Source organism: Caballeronia arationis (assembly GCF_001544975.2).
Lineage (GTDB): Bacteria > Pseudomonadota > Gammaproteobacteria > Burkholderiales > Burkholderiaceae > Caballeronia > Caballeronia arationis.
Genome location: NZ_FCOG02000002.1, coordinates 1 through 17,674 on the forward strand (window position 1 = coordinate 1; position 17,674 = coordinate 17,674).

Annotated in this window: 13 protein-coding genes and 2 pseudogenes; 9 read left to right on the forward strand and 6 right to left on the reverse strand. The window is 63.5% G+C overall.

What is annotated here, in order from left to right:
* Positions 1 to 143: 143 nt before the first annotated feature.
* Together tssC and tssB are read right to left on the reverse strand one after the other, a co-directional pair.
* Positions 144 to 1,696, reverse strand: a pseudogene (gene tssC, locus AWB81_RS01235) (type VI secretion system contractile sheath large subunit).
* Between the two features lie 58 nt (positions 1,697 to 1,754).
* Complete coding sequence (gene tssB / locus AWB81_RS01240; protein WP_062632088.1) at positions 1,755 to 2,270, reverse strand: type VI secretion system contractile sheath small subunit; 516 nt, start codon at positions 2,268 to 2,270, stop codon at positions 1,755 to 1,757.
* Positions 2,271 to 2,768: 498 nt separating this feature from the next.
* Between tssB and tssK the strand changes: the two genes are divergently transcribed.
* The 8 genes and pseudogenes from tssK (at position 2,769) to AWB81_RS01280 (ending at position 12,916) form a co-directional block, all read left to right on the forward strand.
* The gene (tssK, locus tag AWB81_RS01245) at positions 2,769 to 4,118 is read left to right on the forward strand and encodes a type VI secretion system baseplate subunit TssK (protein ID WP_062632089.1); all 1,350 of its coding nucleotides are present in this window, start codon (positions 2,769 to 2,771) and stop codon (positions 4,116 to 4,118) included.
* A complete protein-coding gene (locus AWB81_RS01250; protein WP_235025688.1) occupies positions 4,115 to 4,798 on the forward strand; it encodes a DotU family type IV/VI secretion system protein in 684 nt (227 codons plus the stop codon). Before tssK ends, AWB81_RS01250 begins: the two co-directional genes overlap by 4 nt.
* Positions 4,798 to 6,414: an OmpA family protein gene (locus AWB81_RS01255; RefSeq protein ID WP_235025689.1), complete on the forward strand. Its 1,617-nt coding sequence runs from the start codon at positions 4,798 to 4,800 to the stop codon at positions 6,412 to 6,414. The genes AWB81_RS01250 and AWB81_RS01255 overlap by 1 nt, the downstream gene beginning before the upstream one ends.
* A gap of 132 nt (positions 6,415 to 6,546) precedes the next feature.
* Positions 6,547 to 7,031, forward strand: a pseudogene (locus AWB81_RS01260) (Hcp family type VI secretion system effector).
* 106 nt (positions 7,032 to 7,137) lie between these two features.
* Complete coding sequence (tssH, locus tag AWB81_RS01265) at positions 7,138 to 9,819, forward strand: type VI secretion system ATPase TssH (protein ID WP_062632090.1); 2,682 nt, start codon at positions 7,138 to 7,140, stop codon at positions 9,817 to 9,819.
* Complete coding sequence (tssE, locus tag AWB81_RS01270; RefSeq protein WP_062632091.1) at positions 9,816 to 10,241, forward strand: type VI secretion system baseplate subunit TssE; 426 nt, start codon at positions 9,816 to 9,818, stop codon at positions 10,239 to 10,241. Before tssH ends, tssE begins: the two co-directional genes overlap by 4 nt.
* Positions 10,242 to 10,471: 230 nt before the next feature.
* Positions 10,472 to 12,115 (forward strand): acyl-CoA synthetase, encoded by a 1,644-nt coding sequence (locus AWB81_RS01275; protein ID WP_062632092.1) that lies wholly within the window; start codon positions 10,472 to 10,474, stop codon positions 12,113 to 12,115.
* Positions 12,116 to 12,127: 12 nt separating this feature from the next.
* Complete coding sequence (locus tag AWB81_RS01280) at positions 12,128 to 12,916, forward strand: enoyl-CoA hydratase (protein WP_062632093.1); 789 nt, start codon at positions 12,128 to 12,130, stop codon at positions 12,914 to 12,916.
* A gap of 9 nt (positions 12,917 to 12,925) precedes the next feature.
* Here AWB81_RS01280 and AWB81_RS01285 read toward each other — a convergent pair whose 3' ends face one another.
* The 4 genes from AWB81_RS01285 to AWB81_RS01300 all read right to left on the reverse strand — a co-directional run bounded on the left by AWB81_RS01285 (position 12,926) and on the right by AWB81_RS01300 (position 16,983).
* The gene (locus AWB81_RS01285; RefSeq protein ID WP_062632094.1) at positions 12,926 to 13,942 is read right to left on the reverse strand and encodes an alcohol dehydrogenase; all 1,017 of its coding nucleotides are present in this window, start codon (positions 13,940 to 13,942) and stop codon (positions 12,926 to 12,928) included.
* Between the two features lie 66 nt (positions 13,943 to 14,008).
* A complete protein-coding gene (locus tag AWB81_RS01290; RefSeq protein WP_062632095.1) occupies positions 14,009 to 14,401 on the reverse strand; it encodes a DUF779 domain-containing protein in 393 nt (130 codons plus the stop codon).
* A 50-nt stretch (positions 14,402 to 14,451) separates the two neighbouring features.
* Positions 14,452 to 15,972, reverse strand: a complete 1,521-nt coding sequence (gene adh, locus AWB81_RS01295; protein ID WP_062632096.1) for an aldehyde dehydrogenase — start codon at positions 15,970 to 15,972, stop codon at positions 14,452 to 14,454.
* Between the two features lie 189 nt (positions 15,973 to 16,161).
* Entirely contained in the window at positions 16,162 to 16,983 is an 822-nt protein-coding gene (locus tag AWB81_RS01300; protein WP_062632097.1) for a DUF72 domain-containing protein, read from the reverse strand.
* Between the two features lie 325 nt (positions 16,984 to 17,308).
* Between AWB81_RS01300 and AWB81_RS01305 the strand changes: the two genes are divergently transcribed.
* A complete protein-coding gene (locus AWB81_RS01305; protein WP_062632098.1) occupies positions 17,309 to 17,608 on the forward strand; it encodes a hypothetical protein in 300 nt (99 codons plus the stop codon).
* The last annotated feature ends 66 nt before the right edge of the window (positions 17,609 to 17,674 follow it).

The window sequence follows — 17,674 nt, forward strand, 5'->3', positions numbered from 1 at the left end:
CGGGCGCTGGTGAACTCGATCGCCAGCCGATACGTCTCGCTGATCGCCTCGCGTCCTTCGAACGACAACACCGAGAACGGCGCCGGCTGCTTCGCGACACGCAGGCTGTACCCTTGCGTCGGCATCGTCAACGAACCCATCGCTCAGCCCTTCGCCTTCGGCATCTGCGACACCAGCGACAAGCCAATATCCATCCCTTCGACCTGGAAGTGCGGAATGATGACAAGCTTGATGCGGAAGAATCCCGGGTTGTCCTCGATGTCTTCCACCGTCACCTTCGCCTCGCGCAGCGGATGTGAGGCTTGCAGGTCGTCACCCGCATCGGTCATCTCGGTGACGAGGTTCTTGATCCAGTTGTTCAGTTCCATCTCGAGCAGCCGCCGGTCCTTGGTCGTGCCGATGTTCTCGCGCTGAATCAGCTTCAGGTAATGCGCGATACGCGAAAGCAGGAAGATGTACGGCAGACGTGCATTGATACGGCTGTTCGCGGTCGCTTCCCTGGTGTCGTACAGCGCGGGCTTTTGCGCCGAATTCGCCGAGAAGAAGCACGCGAAATCGTGGTTCTTGTAGAACGACAACGGAATGAAGCCGAGATTGGCGAACTCGAATTCACGTGTCTCGGGAATCAGTACTTCGGTCGGGATCTTCGGCTGGTAGCCCGTGCCGAGGTCATACAGATGCACAGGCAGATCGTCGACCTTGCCGCCCGCCTGCGGACCGCGAATCTGCACGCACCAGGCGTTCTTGATGAAGCTATTGACCATGTTCGCAGCGAACGCGAACGAGGCGTTGACCCACAGATAGCGGTTGTGATCGGTGCCTTTCACCGCCTCCTGATAATTGAAGCCACGCACCGGCGTCGTATCCGGCCCATAAGGCAGGCGGCCGAGCACACGTGGCATCGTCAGGCCGATATAGCGTGCATCGTCGGTATCGCGGAAGCTCTTCCATTTGATGTACTCGGCGCGATCGAAGTAATTGCCGATATCCTGGATCGCGGCCACCTCTTCCATCGTTTCCTTGCCGAAGAACCTCGGCCCGACCGAACCGATGAACGGCATGTGCGCGGAAGCGGCCACCTTCGAGTATTTCGCAGCAACGCAATATCCTGCGGCGAGTTGGCGAACTCGAAGCTCGAAATGATCGAACCGATCGGCTCACCGCCTGGCGTGTCGTATTCCTGGATGTACGTGTGGCGATACAAGCCGCTCTGGATTACCTCGGGCGTGTCCTCGAAGTCCTGCTGCAGCGCTTCCTTCGAGCAATCGAGCACTTCGATCTTGATGTTCTTGCGGAAGTCGGTGCGATCGACCAGGAACTTGAGTCCGCGCCACGCCGATTCGATTTGCTGGAACTGCTCCGAATGCATGACCGCGTCGAGCTGGCGGCTGATCTTCTGATCGAGCGTATCGATATGAAAGTCGAGCAGCGATTTGTCGAGCCGATCGACCGGCCGGGTCGACTCTTCCACCATCTTCAGAAACACGCTCGCCGCGCGCGCGAGACGCTCGTCGCTCGGCGCTTCGGCGAGTGCGTCGTTGTCCTGGAATGCTTCGAGCGGACGCGCGCTGTCGACGGGTTTCAGGTTGATCTTTTCGAAGAGCGTCGCATAGACGCTGCGGCCGTCGTGCTCGAGCCTGGTGGTGATCGTCTCGGCGGTAGGGGCGCCGAGCTGCCGGGTTTCGTTGCGTGCCATGGTCTTCCTGTCGTGCGTGCGGTGTACGTATTGGGTCGAATGAGCGGTGAACGCGCGCTCAGGCGTGACCCGCTGGCGGCGTGCTGGTCGTGCCGATCTTCCCCAGATCGGCGCGCAGGCTCTCGGACAGCGCGGGGTTCTTGACGATCTTCTCCAGCTCGCGCCGGAACGTGCTGTTGTCGAGCAGGTTCGATTTGAGGTCGCGCAGCAGATTGCGTGTGGCGAGCAGCGCCTGCAATTCGGGAATCTGGCGGGCCACCTGCTCCGGCTCAAAGTCCTTCATCGACTTGAAGTTCAGCGCCACGGTGGTGTCCGACCCGTCACCGGCCAGCGTGTTTTCCACGTTGATCCTGGACTGCGGATTCAACTTGGCAAGCACGGCATCGAAGTTGTGCTTGTTGACATCGATCTTCTTGCGCTCGGCGAGCGCGCCCGTTGCCTGGCCCGCGCTGTAGTCGCCCATCACCAGCAATTTCAGCGGCAACTCGACGCGCTTTTGCGCGCCGCCCGTATGCAGATCCAGCGAAATATTGACGCGGGACTTCGGAATCTCTCTCTGAAAGCTTTCTGACATGGTTTCGCTCTTCCTTAATCGATGGTTGTACGACACGCAGATGACGTCACCACAAATCACGGCCATGCGGGGTGAAAGCGTTCGATATTCCGTCGCTTTAATAGGCCTGCCTCGCCGTGAAATCAGCTGTTGCGCCGTTTTTTGTTTTTTATTACATCAGGCAGAGCGAACTCTCGTCAAGAGATTAAGTGGAAATTATATTGAGATAAATCGGTGAGATTATGAGATCGCGTCGGCAATGGCTAAAGCGCCTAAGGGTTTGAGCATTCAGCGCGGCCACCAATCGCTGCGACGCCCGCTCGACAGGCCTCCGAGCGATTTCCTATACATATGGAGTATTTTCAGAGATATCTCTGACGGCCTTACTCAGGAAATAAGAAAGCCGAATATGAAGAGTCACGTCAAACTAAAAGGATCATCTCAATAATAGACGTGACGGTATGCTTCGTGTTTAAAATGCCGAACACCTGACAAACTCAAAATAGACAAATAATCGTTATGCGGATTTTCAAGCCGCTCTGGCACGAGGGGGTGATCCTCACGCCTCAGCATTTTCAACAGCAGGAACAATGGCTTAATGTCGCACATCGACAATTCGCCTCGCTTGCAATTGCCGAGCCGTGGGGAATCGTCGACGTAGAGCTTGAAGAAGAGTCGCTTGCCGCCGGCCGGCTCACGCTTTCGCGCCTGAAGCTGCGCCTGCCCGACGGCACGCTCATCGACTCGTCGGCGATCGATGTGCTGCCACATCCCCGCGATCTGTCGCGCGACCTTCAGCCCGAGGTGCAAAGCGTGACCGTCTTCGCCGCCCTGCCGCTTCTGAACGCCGACGGCAGCAACTGCCGCTTCGACGACGAAACGCTGTCGCGCCCACGCCGATCCTTCCGCGAGTTCGTGGAAGTCCCTGATCTGAACGGCACCGGCGTCGAGGAACTGTCGGTCGAGCGCCACGCGGTTCATCTGCTTTTCGATTTCGAGCCGCAAGCGGATGACGTCGTATGTCCCATCGCGCGGCTCGTGCGCGGCGCGCGCGGCCAGTTTGAAGTCGACCGCGCTTTCGTGCCGCCATGTCTGACGCTCGCCGCGCACGGTCGTCATCGGGAGCGCATCGCGCGGCTGTCCGACATCCTGCTCGCGAAGAGCACGGCGCTCGCCGCACGGCGCAGCGAACGAATCGACCAGATCGCCGAGTTCGGTGTCGCCGACGTATCGCTTTTCTGGCTGCTTCATTGCATTCATACGCACTGGCCGAAGCTGTCGTTTCTCGGCACGCATCCGAACCAGCCGCCCGAGCGTCTCTACGATGTGCTCGCCACGCTGGCCGGCGCGCTGATGACGTTTTCCACGGGCACGTCGCTCGCCGCCATCCCGCCCTACGAGCACGCGAGGCAAGACGAGATCTTCAGCACGCTCGAAGCGCTGATCCGCGATCTGCTCGATGCGATCATCCCATCGCGCGCCATTCCGATCGGGCTCGTGCACAGGAGCGCGACCCTTTGGGCGGCCCAGTTCAAGGATGAGCGGCTGCTCGAAGGCGCGGACTATTACCTGTCGGTGAATGCCGCGCTGCCCGCGTTTCAGCTCGTCGAGCAGATTCCGAAGCTCTGCAAGATCGGCTCGCCCGACGATATCGAGCACATCGTCAATTCGGCACTCGCGGGCATCCCGCTGAAGGCCGTGCAGCGCGTGCCGGCAGCAATACCCGTGCGCCTCGAAAACCAGTACTTCGCGCTCGATGCGAGCGATCCGGCGCACGCGCGCATGCTTGCCGCGCGCGCCTGCCCGTTGTATTTGCCGGCGTCGGTGCCGGAGGCATCGCTTGAGCTCTATGCGGTGCTGACATCATGAGCGAAGCGAGCATGATGCAAGCCGATCCCCCGACGATGCGCGCCTTGCTGCGCGACACTGCGCTGGAAGTGTCACTGCTCGCGCAAGGCGGGACCGCCGGATCCGTGCCGGACCTGCGCGCGCGGTGTCTGCAACTGGTGCAGGACTTCGACGCTGCGCTCGAAGCCCGGCAGGTTCCGCGCGATGTGAAAGAAGACGCCGTCCATGCGCAATGCGGGTTGCTCGACGAGATGGCGATGAAGCATCTTTCCGGTGTCGGACGCTCGCAATGGGACGAATATCCGCTGCAGGTCGAACGAGCGGGGAATCATCACGCCGGCGAGCAGGTCTACGAGCGTCTCACAGCGCGCATGCGGGAAACGCCGTCGAACATCGAACTGCTGGAGTGTTACGCCCCAATCCTCGGACTCGGATTCCGCGGGCGTTACGCGCGTGACGAGGGCCAGGGCGAGCGCGCTGCGCTGATCAAGGCGCTCAACGCGCAGATAGCAAAGGCGCGTCCGTCCGTCGAGCCGTCGTTCGTCATCGATTGCGGCGGCGGCAGGCGCTTTGACTGGATGCGTCAAGTGTCGCCGTGGGCGCTCGCAGGCGTCGCGTGCGTCGTGGCGGGTGTGATCTGGTTCGCCTGGGCGCAATCGCTCGATTCGCAGCTGGCGCACCTGCTGGCATCCAGACCGTGATGAACGCAATGGGCGTACCGAGTACCGGCCGCTTCCCCGCGTATCCGTTCCGCTCGCTGGTTGCGTTCGGCACGGTGCTCGCGGCGGGTGTCGTGCTCGCGGTGCTGCCGTTGAGTCGCGGCATCGCGTGGGGCGTGACGGGGGCAGTGTGCGCGGTGAGTGCGGCCCTGATCGGGTGGCACACGCTGCGCATGCGGCGCGCAGTCGAACAGAATACGGCGTCGTTATCGGCGCTCGGCAGATCTTCCGCCGTGGGCAACCTGCCGGTCGAGCTTCGCACGCGCATGCCGCTCGTGATCGTGCTGGGCGATGCTCTCGAACACGTCTTCGCGAACGGGCGAAGCGTGCATGTCGGTGCGGGCGCAATCTGGCTGCGCGCGGACCGGCCTCAGAAACTCGCTGAACTAGCACTCGCCCTCAAGGCGTGGCGCGGCGATCGCGCGCCAGATGCCGTCGTGCTGACGCTCACGCCCGACACCCATAGCCACGAATCGCTGACGCAGACACTGCGCGTGCACCGGCAAGCGCTCAGCGATACGGCTCGCCTGCTTGCTACACGAATGCCGGGCTATGTGGCCGTCTATCAGCGGCTCGCGCAAGATGGCTGCCCGACGTCGGCCGATGCGCGCTGGTTCGGTTTGTCCGCCAGCGCACCGCTACGAGACGCGCGACCGTTCGACGCCGTCGTGCAAGCGGCCGAAGCCGAAGCGCGCGAGAAAGACGGCGAAGAGGCTGAACGACGCGCGGCGGGGCTCGCGTCGCTCATCGGCTGGACATGGCAGGTCGTCAACGACGTGCTGCAGGACCCGCGCCAGCCAGCATCGCCGTGGCCGCTGCACGGCGCAGCGTGGATCGATTGCGGACCGGCCACAAACCCTGCCTCGCCATGGCAAGCGCATCTGCGCTCGCGCACGCGTCTCGCTCCACCCGCACTCGCCGCATCGCCCACGCCCTGGCCGTTCCCCGAACCGCTCGTCGATGGCTGTCCGAAACGCGCGTGGGTACCGCCGCGTCTGCGCGCGCTCGCGCACGCCATTGCGATGCTCGCCTGCGCCGGCGCGCTCGCGTGCTGGGGCGCGGCCAAGAACAATCAGGCGTTGCTGAACCAGGTCGGGTCGAACCTCGCGCGCTTCTCGTCCACGCCCGCCGATCACGACACCGCGCGTCGCACGGCCCTCGTTGCGCTCACCACCGACCGCGACCGGCTCGACCGCTACGAGCGCACCGGCATTCCGCTGCGTCTGAGTTTCGGGATGTATCGCGGAACGGCGCCGCTGCTGCCGCTCAATCGCGCAATCGCGTCGTACCAGCCGCCCGCCCCGCCACCGACCATCATCACGCTCGACAGCATGTCGCTCTTCGACAGCGGTCGCGCCCAGCTCAAGCCCGGTTCGACGCGCTCGCTCGTCGGCGCGCTGGAGATGATAAAGGCGCATCCGGGCAAGCGAATCCTCGTAGCGGGCCACACCGACAACCTTGGCGAGAGCGAGGGCAATCAGCGCCTCTCGGTCGCCCGCGCGAGCGCCGTGCGCGACTGGCTGATGGAAGCGGCCGCGACGCCCGCGTACGCATTCGCGATCCAGGGCCTACGGCGATACCCGCCCGATCGCGGATAACGACACGCCCGAAGGCCGCGCGCGCAATCGTCGCGTTGATATCACGCTGGTTCCGGACATTCCCGGAGCCTGACATGCGCCCGGAACAGAGGGCTCCGGGACTCTTGCTGCAACCACCAAGGAGAAAAAGAAATGGCTATTCCGGCATACATGTGGATCAAGGACGACGGCGGCGCCGACATCAAGGGCTCGGTCACGGTCCATGGGCGCGAAGGCAGCGTCGAACTCGTCGAGTTCAATCACGGCGTCAACATTCCGACCGACGACAACACCGGCAAACTGACCGGCACGCGCGTGCATGCACCGATCACGTTCACGAAGGAAACCGACGCCTCGACGCCGTATCTCTACAAGGCCGTGACGAGCGGCCAGACACTGAAATCGATCGAGATCAAGTGGTACAGGATCGACGACGCCGGCAAGGAAAAGGAGTACTTCAACACCAAGCTGGACAACGTGAAGGTCGTCGCGGTCAAGCCAAGATGCTCGACATCAAGAATCCGGCGTTCGAGAAACACAACCACCTCGAAGACATCGAACTGCGCTACGAGAAGATCACCTGGTCGTACAAGGACGGCAACATCATCCACGCCGACAGCTGGAACGAGCGCTCTTAAATCGTTTCCTTCGATGCTGGCGTAAGCCCGGCTGATCCATCGTCAGCAGGGTGCCAGCGTTTTGTCAGTCCGCCACGCGGACTGACGTCCTTTCGCCCTCTGCGCCATGACCCAACGCGATCTTTCCCCGTTCCTGCGCCGTCTCAACGATCATTGCGCCCGCACACTCGCCGCAGCGGCAAGCTTGTGCGAAACGCGTGCTCATCGCGCAATCGAAGTCGAGCACTGGCTGATCAAGCTGCTCGAACTCGGCGACGGCGATCTCGATGCGATCGTGCGCCGCTACGAACTCGACGTCGACGCGATCTGGAACGGGCTGCTCGCCGCGATCGACCGGCTGCCGCACGATCCGCGCGGCAAGCCTGCGCTGTCGCAGCGCCTGGGTATGTGGCTCGAAGCGGCGTGGATGCGGGCGTCGCTCGAAGAGGGCGCGACCTCGATTCGCTCCGCTCATCTCTTCGCCGCACTCGCCGACGCGCCGCATCTCCTGCACGCGTCCGAGGCGTGGCCGCTGCTCTCCGTGTCCGCCGCCCAGATCGAGCGGCTGCGAGCAGAACTCGACCGCGTTTCGGCGGAGGCACCAGGCGTTGCCGAAGAACAAGGCACGCCGCAGTTGATTCAAAGCAAACAGGAACACGAAGAGCCTGCGTCGAACATCACGCACCGAAGCGAATCCGAAGCGCTGCGGCGCTTTACCATCGACATCACGCAGAAGGCGCGTGACGGCAAGATCGACCCCGTATTCGGACGCGACGTCGAAATCCGGCAAATGGTCGATATCCTCGCGCGCCGCCGCAAGAACAATCCGATCCTGGTCGGCGAGCCGGGCGTCGGTAAGACTGCGCTGGTCGAAGGGCTCGCGCTCAGGATCGCCGAAGGCGATGTGCCCGCGGTGATCCGCAACGTGAGCCTCCTCACACTCGACCTCGGCCTGTTGCAGGCGGGCGCAGGCGTCAAGGGCGAATTCGAGCAGCGCCTGAAGAACGTGATCGAAGCCGTCCAGCAATCGGCCACGCCGGTGCTGCTTTTCATCGACGAGGCGCACACGCTGATCGGCGCGGGCAATACCGCAGGCGGCGCGGACGCCGCGAACCTGCTCAAGCCCGCGCTCGCACGCGGCGAACTGCGCACGATCGCGGCGACGACGTGGTCGGAATACAAACAATACTTCGAGCGCGACGCCGCGCTCGAACGGCGTTTCCAGATGGTCAAGGTGGACGAGCCCGACGACGAACGCGCCTGCCTGATGCTACGCGGCCTGAAGGAACGTTACGCGCAGCATCACGGCGTGCATATCACCGATGCCGCTGTCGGCGCGGCCGTGCGTCTGTCGCGCCGCTATCTGACCGGGCGCCAGTTGCCCGACAAGGCCGTCGACCTGCTCGACACCGCCTCAGCTCGCGTCAGGATGAGCATGGACGCAACGCCCATCGCGATTTCAACCTGCGTGGCCGAACGCGCGGCGCTCGGGGTCGAACGCAAGGCGCTCGTGGAAGACCAGTGCGCGGCATCGGGCGACGTAAGCGAGCGGCTCACCGCCATCGACACTCGGCTCGCGGCGCTCTCGACCGAGCTCGATCGGCTCGAACGCGCTTTCGCCGCGCAGAAAGCCGCGGCCGAAACGCTGATCGAGCGGCGCGAAAAGTGGCTCGCGTCCACCGACGAATCGGCGCGGCGCGACCTGAAGCAATCGATCGCGGCTGCGCACGCGGTCATCGCGGCTCACGGCGCCGACGCCCTGATCCATGCCGAAGTTGACGAAGCGGCGATCGCCCGCGTGATCGCCGACTGGACGGGCGTGCCGGCCGGGAGTCTCGTCGCCGACGAACTCGCGACGCTGCTCGATCTGGAAACGCAACTCGGCCGCGTCGTGGTGGGCCAGGACGATGCGCTCATGGCGCTCGGCAAAAGCCTGCGCGCCGCGAAAGCCGGGCTCAAGTCGGAAGAAGCGCCGCTTGGCGTGTTCCTGCTGGTGGGACCATCCGGGGTGGGCAAAACGGAGACCGCACGCACGCTCGCCGACCTGATGTTCGGCGGGGAACGAGCGCTCGTCACGATCAATCTGTCCGAATGTCAGGAGGCGCATACCGTCTCACAACTCAAGGGCTCGCCGCCGGGCTACGTCGGTTACGGACAAGGCGGCGTGCTGACCGAGGCCGTGCGGCAGCGTCCCTACTGCGTGATCCTGCTCGATGAAGTCGAGAAGGCGCATCGCGATGTGCTGAACCTGTTCTATCAGGTGTTCGATCGCGGCTTCATGCGCGACGGCGAAGGTCGCGTGATCGATTTCCGCAATACCGTGATCCTCATGACGTCCAATCTCGGCAGCGAGGAGATCATCGCCGCGAGTGAGGCTGTTCGTGGCGCCGGCGACGAGGTGACGAGCGGCACGCTGATGGACGTGATCCGCCCTCTGCTCGTCGAGCATTTTCAGCCGGCGCTTCTGGCGCGTTTTCAGACCGTCGTGTTTCGGCCGCTGTCGGCTGACGCGCTGGCGTCGATCGTGCGGATGAAACTCGACACGGTCGCGAAGCGCATCGAACGACGCTTCAACGTGCCGTTCGCCTGCGACGACACGCTGGTAGCTGAACTCGTGCGCGCCTGCCAGTTGCCGGATTCGGGCGCACGCAACATCGACAGTTTGCTCGACCAGCAGATTCTGCCGGTGCTCGCGCGCGAACTGCTCGCGCGTACGGCAAGTCAGCGGGTGAGCATGGGGGTCCGGATGACGTACTCCGATGACGAAGGTGTCGCCGTCGAATTCGAAGACGCGGGCCGCGCGCCATGACGGCCGGCCCGTCGCTCTACGACATGCTGCTCGGCCACATCGATGGCGTGCCGCTCGACGGTCACGACAGCAGCACGCTCGAAATCCTGAGCGTGCTGGAAAACCTGAGACGTATTCTGAACACCCGCGCCGGCACGCTCAAGCATCTGCCGGATTATGGGCTGCCGGATCTCAGCACGATCTATCGAAACCTGCCGGCGTCGGCTCACCAGCTCAAGGCGCAGATGGAAGCCACCTTGCTCATCTATGAGCCGCGCATTCGCTCGATCGATCTGGAAGTGCTGCCGACCGAGAACGGCATGCTGATCAGCTACGAGATGACCTGCCATCTGAGAAAGCACGGGCTCGTGCGCTTTGGCACGCACTATGAGCCGCAAGGGCGCACGCGGGTGGAGTGGCGGCGCCATGGCGATGCCGGCTGAGCAATGCGCTCCGTTGTCAGATGCGCACACTAGCGCTTCGCGTCGCAGCGACAAGCACGATTTGAATGATCTAAACGTTTCCTCACACGGATCCGTCCGCATGCGCAATCGAGGCGCATCGCTTCAATGCCGCACCCCGCGTTGCAAGCATTCGCGCTTCACCGTCAACCGCGCGTAATATTGAGCGCTTAAACCCGACCGCCAATATAAAAGCCGACCAGGGAGACACCATGAGCACCGGCATGTACGAAGCAGGCCTCGACAAGACCGCCGCCAACTTCGCGGCCCTCACGCCGCTCACGTTCATCGAGCGCACCGCGGCCGTCTATCCGACGCTCCCCGCCATCGCGCACGGCGCGGTGCGCCGCAACTGGGCCGAGACCTACGCGCGCACGCGACGCCTCGCGTCAGCGCTGAAGGCACGCGGCATCGGCGAGGGCGACACGGTCGCGGCGATGCTCCCGAACATCCCCGAGATGGTGGAGGCGCACTTCGGCATTCCGATGGCGGGCGCCGTGCTCAATACGCTCAACACGCGCCTCGACGCGAACACCCTCGCGTTCATGCTTGCGCACGGCGAGGCGAAGGCGGTGCTGATCGACCGCGAGTTCTCGGCGGTGATGCGCGAAGCGCTCGCACAGATCGATCACCCGGTCCTCGTGATCGACATCGACGACAGCGAATACACCGGGGCGGGCGAGCGCATCGGCGAGATCGACTACGAGAGCCTGCTCGCGAGCGGCGATCCGGCGTTCGAGTGGTCACGGCCGTCGGACGAATGGAACGCGATCTGCCTGAACTACACGTCGGGGACGACCGGCAACCCGAAGGGCGTCGTCTATCACCATCGCGGTGCCTATACGAACGCTGTGAGCAACATCCTCGAATGGGACATGCCGAAGCACGCCGTGTACTTGTGGACGCTGCCGATGTTCCATTGCAACGGCTGGTGCTTTCCATGGACGGTCGCCGCGCGCGCGGGTGTGAACGTGTGCCTGCGCCGCGTCGATGCGAAGACTATCTTCGACCTGATCCGCAGCGAACGCGTCACGCACTATTGCGGCGCGCCGATCGTGCAGAACCTGCTCGTCAATGCGCCCGATTCGATGAAGGAAGGCATCGCGCATCGCGTTCATGCGATGGTCGCGGGCGCGGCGCCGCCCGCGGCGATGATCGAAGGCATGGAACGGCTTGGCTTCGAGCTGACGCACGTCTACGGCCTCACCGAGGTGTACGGACCGGCCGCCGTCTGCGCGCAGCAGGACGCGTGGCGCACGCTCGATATCGGCGAACGCGCGCGCCTGAACGCGCGGCAAGGCGTGCGCTATCACCTGCAGGACGCGGTATCCGTGCTCGATACGCTCACGATGCAGCCAGTGACCGCCGACGGCGAAACCATCGGCGAAATCATGTTTCGCGGCAACATCACGATGAAGGGCTATCTGAAGAACGCGGCCGCGACGGAAGAAGCGTTTCGCGGCGGCTGGTTCCACACCGGCGATCTGGCGGTCGCGTATCCCGACGGCTACGTGCGCATCAAGGACCGCAGCAAGGACATCATCATCTCAGGCGGCGAGAACATTTCGAGCATCGAAGTGGAGGACGTGCTGTACCGGCATCCGGCCGTGCTTGCGGTGGCCGTCGTCGCGAAGCCGGACCCGCGCTGGGGCGAGACGCCCTGCGCCTTCGTCGAACTCAAGGCCGGCGCGAACGTGAGCGCCGACGATCTGATCGCGCATTGCAAGGCACACCTCGCGGGCTTCAAGGTGCCGCGCGCGATCGAGTTCTGCGAGTTGCCGAAGACGTCGACGGGCAAGATCCAGAAGTTCGAGTTGAGAAAACGCGCCGGATCGGTCACGGCCATCGATGTCTGACGGAGCGAAGACATGAGCGAAGCACCCTTGATCGTCGAGCGGGACGCATATGGACTGCCCGGCGTCTTGCGCATCACGTTGAACCGGCCGGCGGCGTTCAACGCGTTGTCGGAAGCGCTGCTCGATGCGCTGCAGCGCGCGCTCGATGAAGCGTCGGAATCCGATGCACGTGTGGTCGTGATCGGCGGCAGCGGGCGCGCGTTCTGCGCGGGACACGATCTGAAGGAGATGCGCGCGGAGCCGTCGCTTGCGTACTATCGGACGCTGTTCGCGAGTTGCTCGCAGATGATGCTGACGATCCAGCGCATGCCGCAGCCGGTGATCGCGCGCGTGCACGGCATCGCGACGGCGGCCGGTTGCCAGCTCGTCGCGATGTGCGATCTCGCCGTGGCCGCGAGCGACGCGCGCTTCGCCGCCTCGGGCGTCAACTACGGCCTGTTCTGCGCGACGCCCAGCGTGCCGCTCTCACGCAACCTCTCGCGCAAGGCGGCGTTCGAAATGCTCGTGACCGGCGACTTCATCGATGCGGACACTGCGCTCGAACGCGGCCTCGTCAATCGCGTCGCCGCGCCCGATCAACTCGACGATGCCACGCGCGCGCTCGCGGCAAGCATCTGCGAGAAGCCGCGCGCGGCGATTTCGGCGGGCAAGGGCCTCTTCTACCGACAGCTGGAAGCGGGCATCGAAACTGCATACCAGCTTGCCGGCGAGACGATGGCGTGCAACATGATGGACGACGCCGCACTCGAAGGCACGCAGGCGTTTATCGACAAGCGCACGCCGAACTGGCGCAAATCGTAACCGCGCTCCTTAGCTCATCGTCAGCACGACCCTGAAGCGCGCCGCGCCGCTCATCATGCGGTCGTAGGCTTCGGCCGCGCGTGCAAGCGGGAATTCCTCGATCACCGGCTTCACGCCCGAGAGCGCGCTGAATTCGAGCGTGTCCTGCGAATCCGCCGACGTGCCCGACGGCCAGCCCTGCACCGAATGCCGCCCCATGATGAACTGGGCGATCGGCACCTCGACCGGCTCCTGCCCGAGGCCGACCATGATCATCTTGCCGTTCAGACCGAGGCCGCCGAGCGCCGCGCTCATGGCCTTGCCGCTTGTCGCCGTCGCGAGGATCACCTTCGCGCCGCCGAGAGCGGTCAGCGATTCGGCGACGTTCTCCGCGCTGCTGTCGATGTAGTGATGCGCACCCAGTTCCTTCGCGAGCGGCGCCTTGTCCTTGCCGCGCGCGATGGCGACGGTCCGAAAGCCCATCTTTCTCGCGAATTGCACGCCGAGATGCCCGAGCCCGCCGATGCCGAGAATCGCGACGACCTCGCCCGCCCGCGCGCCGCTGTTGCGCAATGCGTTGAACGTCGTGATGCCGGCGCAGAGAAGTGGGGCGGCATCGACGTCGGAGAGGTCGTCGGGGATACGTGCAAGCGCCTGCACGGGTGCGACCATGTAGTTCGCATAGCCGCCGTCGTAGCTGATGCCTGGCACGAGCGCGCGCTGGCAAAGCACGAAATCGCCGCGCCGGCAGTGATCGCAATGACCGCAGTGACCGCCATGCCAGCCGACGCCCACGCGCTGTCCGACCTTCCACTCGTCGACCTCGGCACCGACGGCATCGACGATGCCCGCGATCTCGTGTCCTGGCACGCGCGGATACTGCAGGCCCGGCCACTGGCCTTCCTTGGTCAGCGAATCGCTGTGACAGATGCCGCACGCCTGCACCTTGATGCGGACCTGCCCCGGTCCCGGTTCGGGCACATCGCGCTCGACCAGTTGCAGCGGGCCGCCCGCTTCCGTCACTTCCACGGCTTTCATCTTTGCCATCGCCTGTCTCCGGTGATCGATGAATCTTGAAATTTACCACCACGGAGATTTGCAGGCAGCGACCGCTCAGCCGGCCGCCGATTCGACCGGATGCTGCTCCAGCCACGCCCATTCGTCGTCGTCGAAAAGACGCGAGCGCGTGAGAAAACGCAGGCCCGTGGGCCGTTCCAGCGAAAACATCCCGCCGTTGCCCTTCACGCAATCGATGATCAGTTGCGTGTGCTCCCAGTATGCGAATTGCGATTCGCTCATGTAGAACGGCACGCCCGCAATCGTGCCGAGCTTCACATCCGAGCCGCCGACCATGAACTCGCTGGCCGGAAACATCATCGGAGCGCTGCCGTCGCAGCAACCGCCCGACTGATGGAACAGCACCTCGCCGTGTTCCGCCCGGAGCTTCCCGATCAGATCGATGGCGGCGGGCGTCGCGATGACTCTTTCGATGTCTTCATTACTCATGATGCGTCCCCTTTGGCGAGCGGCCTTCAAGGCCGCCCGCGTCTTTCGGCTTAGAAGAAGCCGAGCGGCTTCTGGCTATAGCTCACCAGCAGGTTTTTCGTCTGCTGATAATGATCGAGCATCATCTTGTGATTCTCCCGACCAATACCCGACTGCTTGTACCCGCCGAACGCCGCATGCGCCGGATACGCGTGATAGCAGTTGGTCCACACGCGCCCCGCCTGGATGTCGCGGCCGAAGCGATAGGCGCGCGTGCCATCGCGTGTCCACACGCCAGCGCCGAGACCGTAGAGCGTGTCGTTGGCGATTTCAAGCGCTTCCTCTTCGTTCCTGAACGTCGTCACCGAGACCACCGGCCCGAAGATTTCCTCCTGGAAAATGCGCATCTTGTTGTGGCCGCGAAACACGGTCGGCTTCACGTAGTAGCCGTTCTGCAGTTCGCCGTCGAGCGCATTGCGCTCACCGCCGATCAGGCATTCCGCACCTTCCTGCTTGCCGAGATCGATGTACGACAGGATTTTTTCGAGCTGCTCGTTCGAAGCCTGCGCACCGATCATCGTCTTCGAATCGAGCGGATGGCCCTGACTGATCGCCGCGACGCGCTTCAACGCGCGCTCCATGAAGCGGTCATAAATCTTCTCCTCGACCAGCACCCGCGACGGACACGTGCACACTTCGCCCTGATTGAGCGCGAACATCGCAAAGCCTTCGAGCGCCTTGTCAAAGAAGCTGTCGTCTTCGTTCATCACGTCGGCGAAGAAGATGTTCGGGCTCTTGCCGCCGAGTTCGAGCGTCACCGGAATCAGGTTCTGGCTCGCGTACTGCATGATGAGACGCCCCGTCGTGGTCTCGCCGGTAAAGGCGATCTTGGCGATGCGCTTGTTCGATGCAAGCGGTTTGCCCGCTTCGAGGCCGAAGCCGTTGACCACGTTCAGCACGCCGGGCGGCAGCAGGTCTTCGATCAGCTCGATCACGACCAGGAGCGAGGCGGGCGTCTGCTCGGCGGGCTTGAGCACCACGCAGTTGCCGGCGGCGAGCGCGGGCGCGAGCTTCCAGGTCGCCATCAGGATCGGGAAATTCCACGGGATGATCTGGCCGACCACGCCGAGCGGCTCGTGGAAGTGATACGCGACGGTGTCGTCATCGATCTGCGAGAGCGAGCCTTCCTGCGCACGCGCGCAGCTTGCGAAGTAGCGGAAGTGATCGATGGCGAGCGGGATGTCGGCGGCCATCGTCTCGCGCAGCGGCTTGCCGTTGTCGATGGTCTCGGCCACCGCGATGCGCGCCAGATTCGCTTCGATGCGGTCCGCAATCTTGTTCAGGATGTTCGCGCGCTCGGTGGCGGAGGTCTTGCCCCATGCGGTCTTTGCCTTGTGCGCGGCATCGAGTGCGAGTTCAATGTCGGCTTCGCGCGAACGCGGAATCGAGGTGAACGGCTCGCCGGTGATGGGCGAAATGTTGTCGAAGTATTCACCGCCTACCGGCGCGACCCACTTGCCGCCGATGAAATTGCCATATTGCTTCTTGAACGGGTATTCGGTCGTCAGGAACTGCATCTCGGCGTGATTCATGTGTGCTCCTCGCATATCGTTTGAGTGACCGGCCCGGTCTAACCGTGCCGTACCGGCCATCCACGCTTGCGAGTTCCATGCCATCCGCCGCTTCCCGCTCCGGCAAGGGTTGCGGGCCAAAGCGAGTCCATCCATCACCGCGCGCGATGTCTCGTTTCAGCGCAGTGTGTCGAAACGAAACAGGTCGTCTTATCCTTCCGCGTCCGCCAGAGCCTTGATCATCGCGACGCCCGCGGCCGGATTGAGCACCTTGTGCCCGCTGATCACGTAGAGATAGACGTCGCGCGGGGTTTCCTTCGCTGGCGGCGTCGTGACCATTTCAAGCCCCTCGGGGACGCCGCCCGACGCCCACACGCGGGCGCGTTCCGTCCACAGGTCGAGCTGCCTCTGCGGATAGCCAAGCCGATGCTTTTCCTCGGTGCCCATGATGCGCGCGTAGACGAACGGCGCGGTAGGGTCCGCGATCTGCGGATACTTCGAATCGCCCGCCATCACGATCGCGACGCCATACTTGCGCGCGAGCGCAACGAAGGCCGCGTCGCGAAAGCTCTCGTGCCGCACTTCGACCGCATGACGAATCGCCCGCCCTTCGACGCGCTTCGGCAGGAGCGCGAGAAAGCCTTCGAAGTCCTCGGCGTCGAATTGCTTGGTGACGGCGAACTGCCAGTTCACGGGACCCAGCTTGTCCTTCAGTTCGAGCACGCCGCTCGCAAAGAACCGTTCGATCGATTCGCCCGCCTCCGAGAGCACGCGCCGGTTCGTCGCGAAGCGCGGTGCCTTTAGCGAGAACACGAAATCGTCGGGGGTTTCGTCATGCCATTTCACGAAGCTCGCCGGCTTTTGCGACCCATAGAACGTGCCGTTGATCTCGATACTGGTCAGCTGGCGGCTCGCGTATTCGAGTTCACGCTTTTGCGCGAGTCCTTCCGGATAGAACGTTCCGCGCCACGGCTCGAAGGTCCACCCGCCAATGCCGATCCTGATTTGTGCCTTCTTCTTTCGGGTTGCCATCGATGATCGCTCGCTGAACGTGAGATGCGCCCCAGTGTAAGGAATAAGCCGCAATCGTGTGAGCGTCGACGTTTCCGCTGACCGAGTGATGCGCGCGGAAAAGATGCCAGACGCTGTTCGCGGCCGTGCTCGCTGCCTTGCGCAAAATGCTCAAGCGACTGAAAAATTTAGCGCCCCTCTTGAGCTACGCGCGCACGACACAGGTCCGTCACGCGTGGCGTTGTCGCTGGAGCGCAGGATGGCATGCCCGATGCTTTGACTCGGATAGACCTGTATACGGACCGCGACACACCGCAGCGGCCGGGCAAGCCAACGGAGCCGTGCCATGCACAGAACCATCGAACCTCACGATCTCGACCACGTCGACTTGTCGCACTATCAGGTAATTCAGGTTTCGGACGGCCAGCATAGCGTCGTCATCTGGGAAGGGCCGTTGTCGCTCGGCGATCTGCGTGCGGGCGAGGTGCGCCCATCCCTTACCGATTCAGCGTCCACACTGACAATACACGTCCCCAATTCGCTCGACGCCGGCCGCCGACGCGACATCTGCGAGCATCTGTGGTCGCGCGTCGTCAAGCGGCGCGATGCAGGGCGGAACCCACAAAAGCGTGTTCAGCAGGGGTGAGCCGCCCGCGCCAGACAACAAAAACGAACGACCGCGCGATAAAAATCTTGGCAGGCAAGACGGAAT

Bases quoted from the DNA above. Each gene is read 5' to 3' on its own strand.
- tssB (WP_062632088.1), bottom strand. From the start codon at position 2,270: ATGTCAGAAAGCTTTCAGAGAGAGATTCCGAAGTCCCGCGTCAATATT.
- tssK (WP_062632089.1), top strand. From the start codon at position 2,769: ATGCGGATTTTCAAGCCGCTCTGGCACGAGGGGGTGATCCTCACGCCT.
- AWB81_RS01250 (WP_235025688.1), top strand. From the start codon at position 4,115: ATGAGCGAAGCGAGCATGATGCAAGCCGATCCCCCGACGATGCGCGCC.
- AWB81_RS01255 (WP_235025689.1), top strand. From the start codon at position 4,798: ATGAACGCAATGGGCGTACCGAGTACCGGCCGCTTCCCCGCGTATCCG.
- tssH (WP_062632090.1), top strand. From the start codon at position 7,138: ATGACCCAACGCGATCTTTCCCCGTTCCTGCGCCGTCTCAACGATCAT.
- tssE (WP_062632091.1), top strand. From the start codon at position 9,816: ATGACGGCCGGCCCGTCGCTCTACGACATGCTGCTCGGCCACATCGAT.
- AWB81_RS01275 (WP_062632092.1), top strand. From the start codon at position 10,472: ATGAGCACCGGCATGTACGAAGCAGGCCTCGACAAGACCGCCGCCAAC.
- AWB81_RS01280 (WP_062632093.1), top strand. From the start codon at position 12,128: ATGAGCGAAGCACCCTTGATCGTCGAGCGGGACGCATATGGACTGCCC.
- AWB81_RS01285 (WP_062632094.1), bottom strand. From the start codon at position 13,942: ATGGCAAAGATGAAAGCCGTGGAAGTGACGGAAGCGGGCGGCCCGCTG.
- AWB81_RS01290 (WP_062632095.1), bottom strand. From the start codon at position 14,401: ATGAGTAATGAAGACATCGAAAGAGTCATCGCGACGCCCGCCGCCATC.
- adh (WP_062632096.1), bottom strand. From the start codon at position 15,972: ATGAATCACGCCGAGATGCAGTTCCTGACGACCGAATACCCGTTCAAG.
- AWB81_RS01300 (WP_062632097.1), bottom strand. From the start codon at position 16,983: ATGGCAACCCGAAAGAAGAAGGCACAAATCAGGATCGGCATTGGCGGG.
- AWB81_RS01305 (WP_062632098.1), top strand. From the start codon at position 17,309: ATGCACAGAACCATCGAACCTCACGATCTCGACCACGTCGACTTGTCG.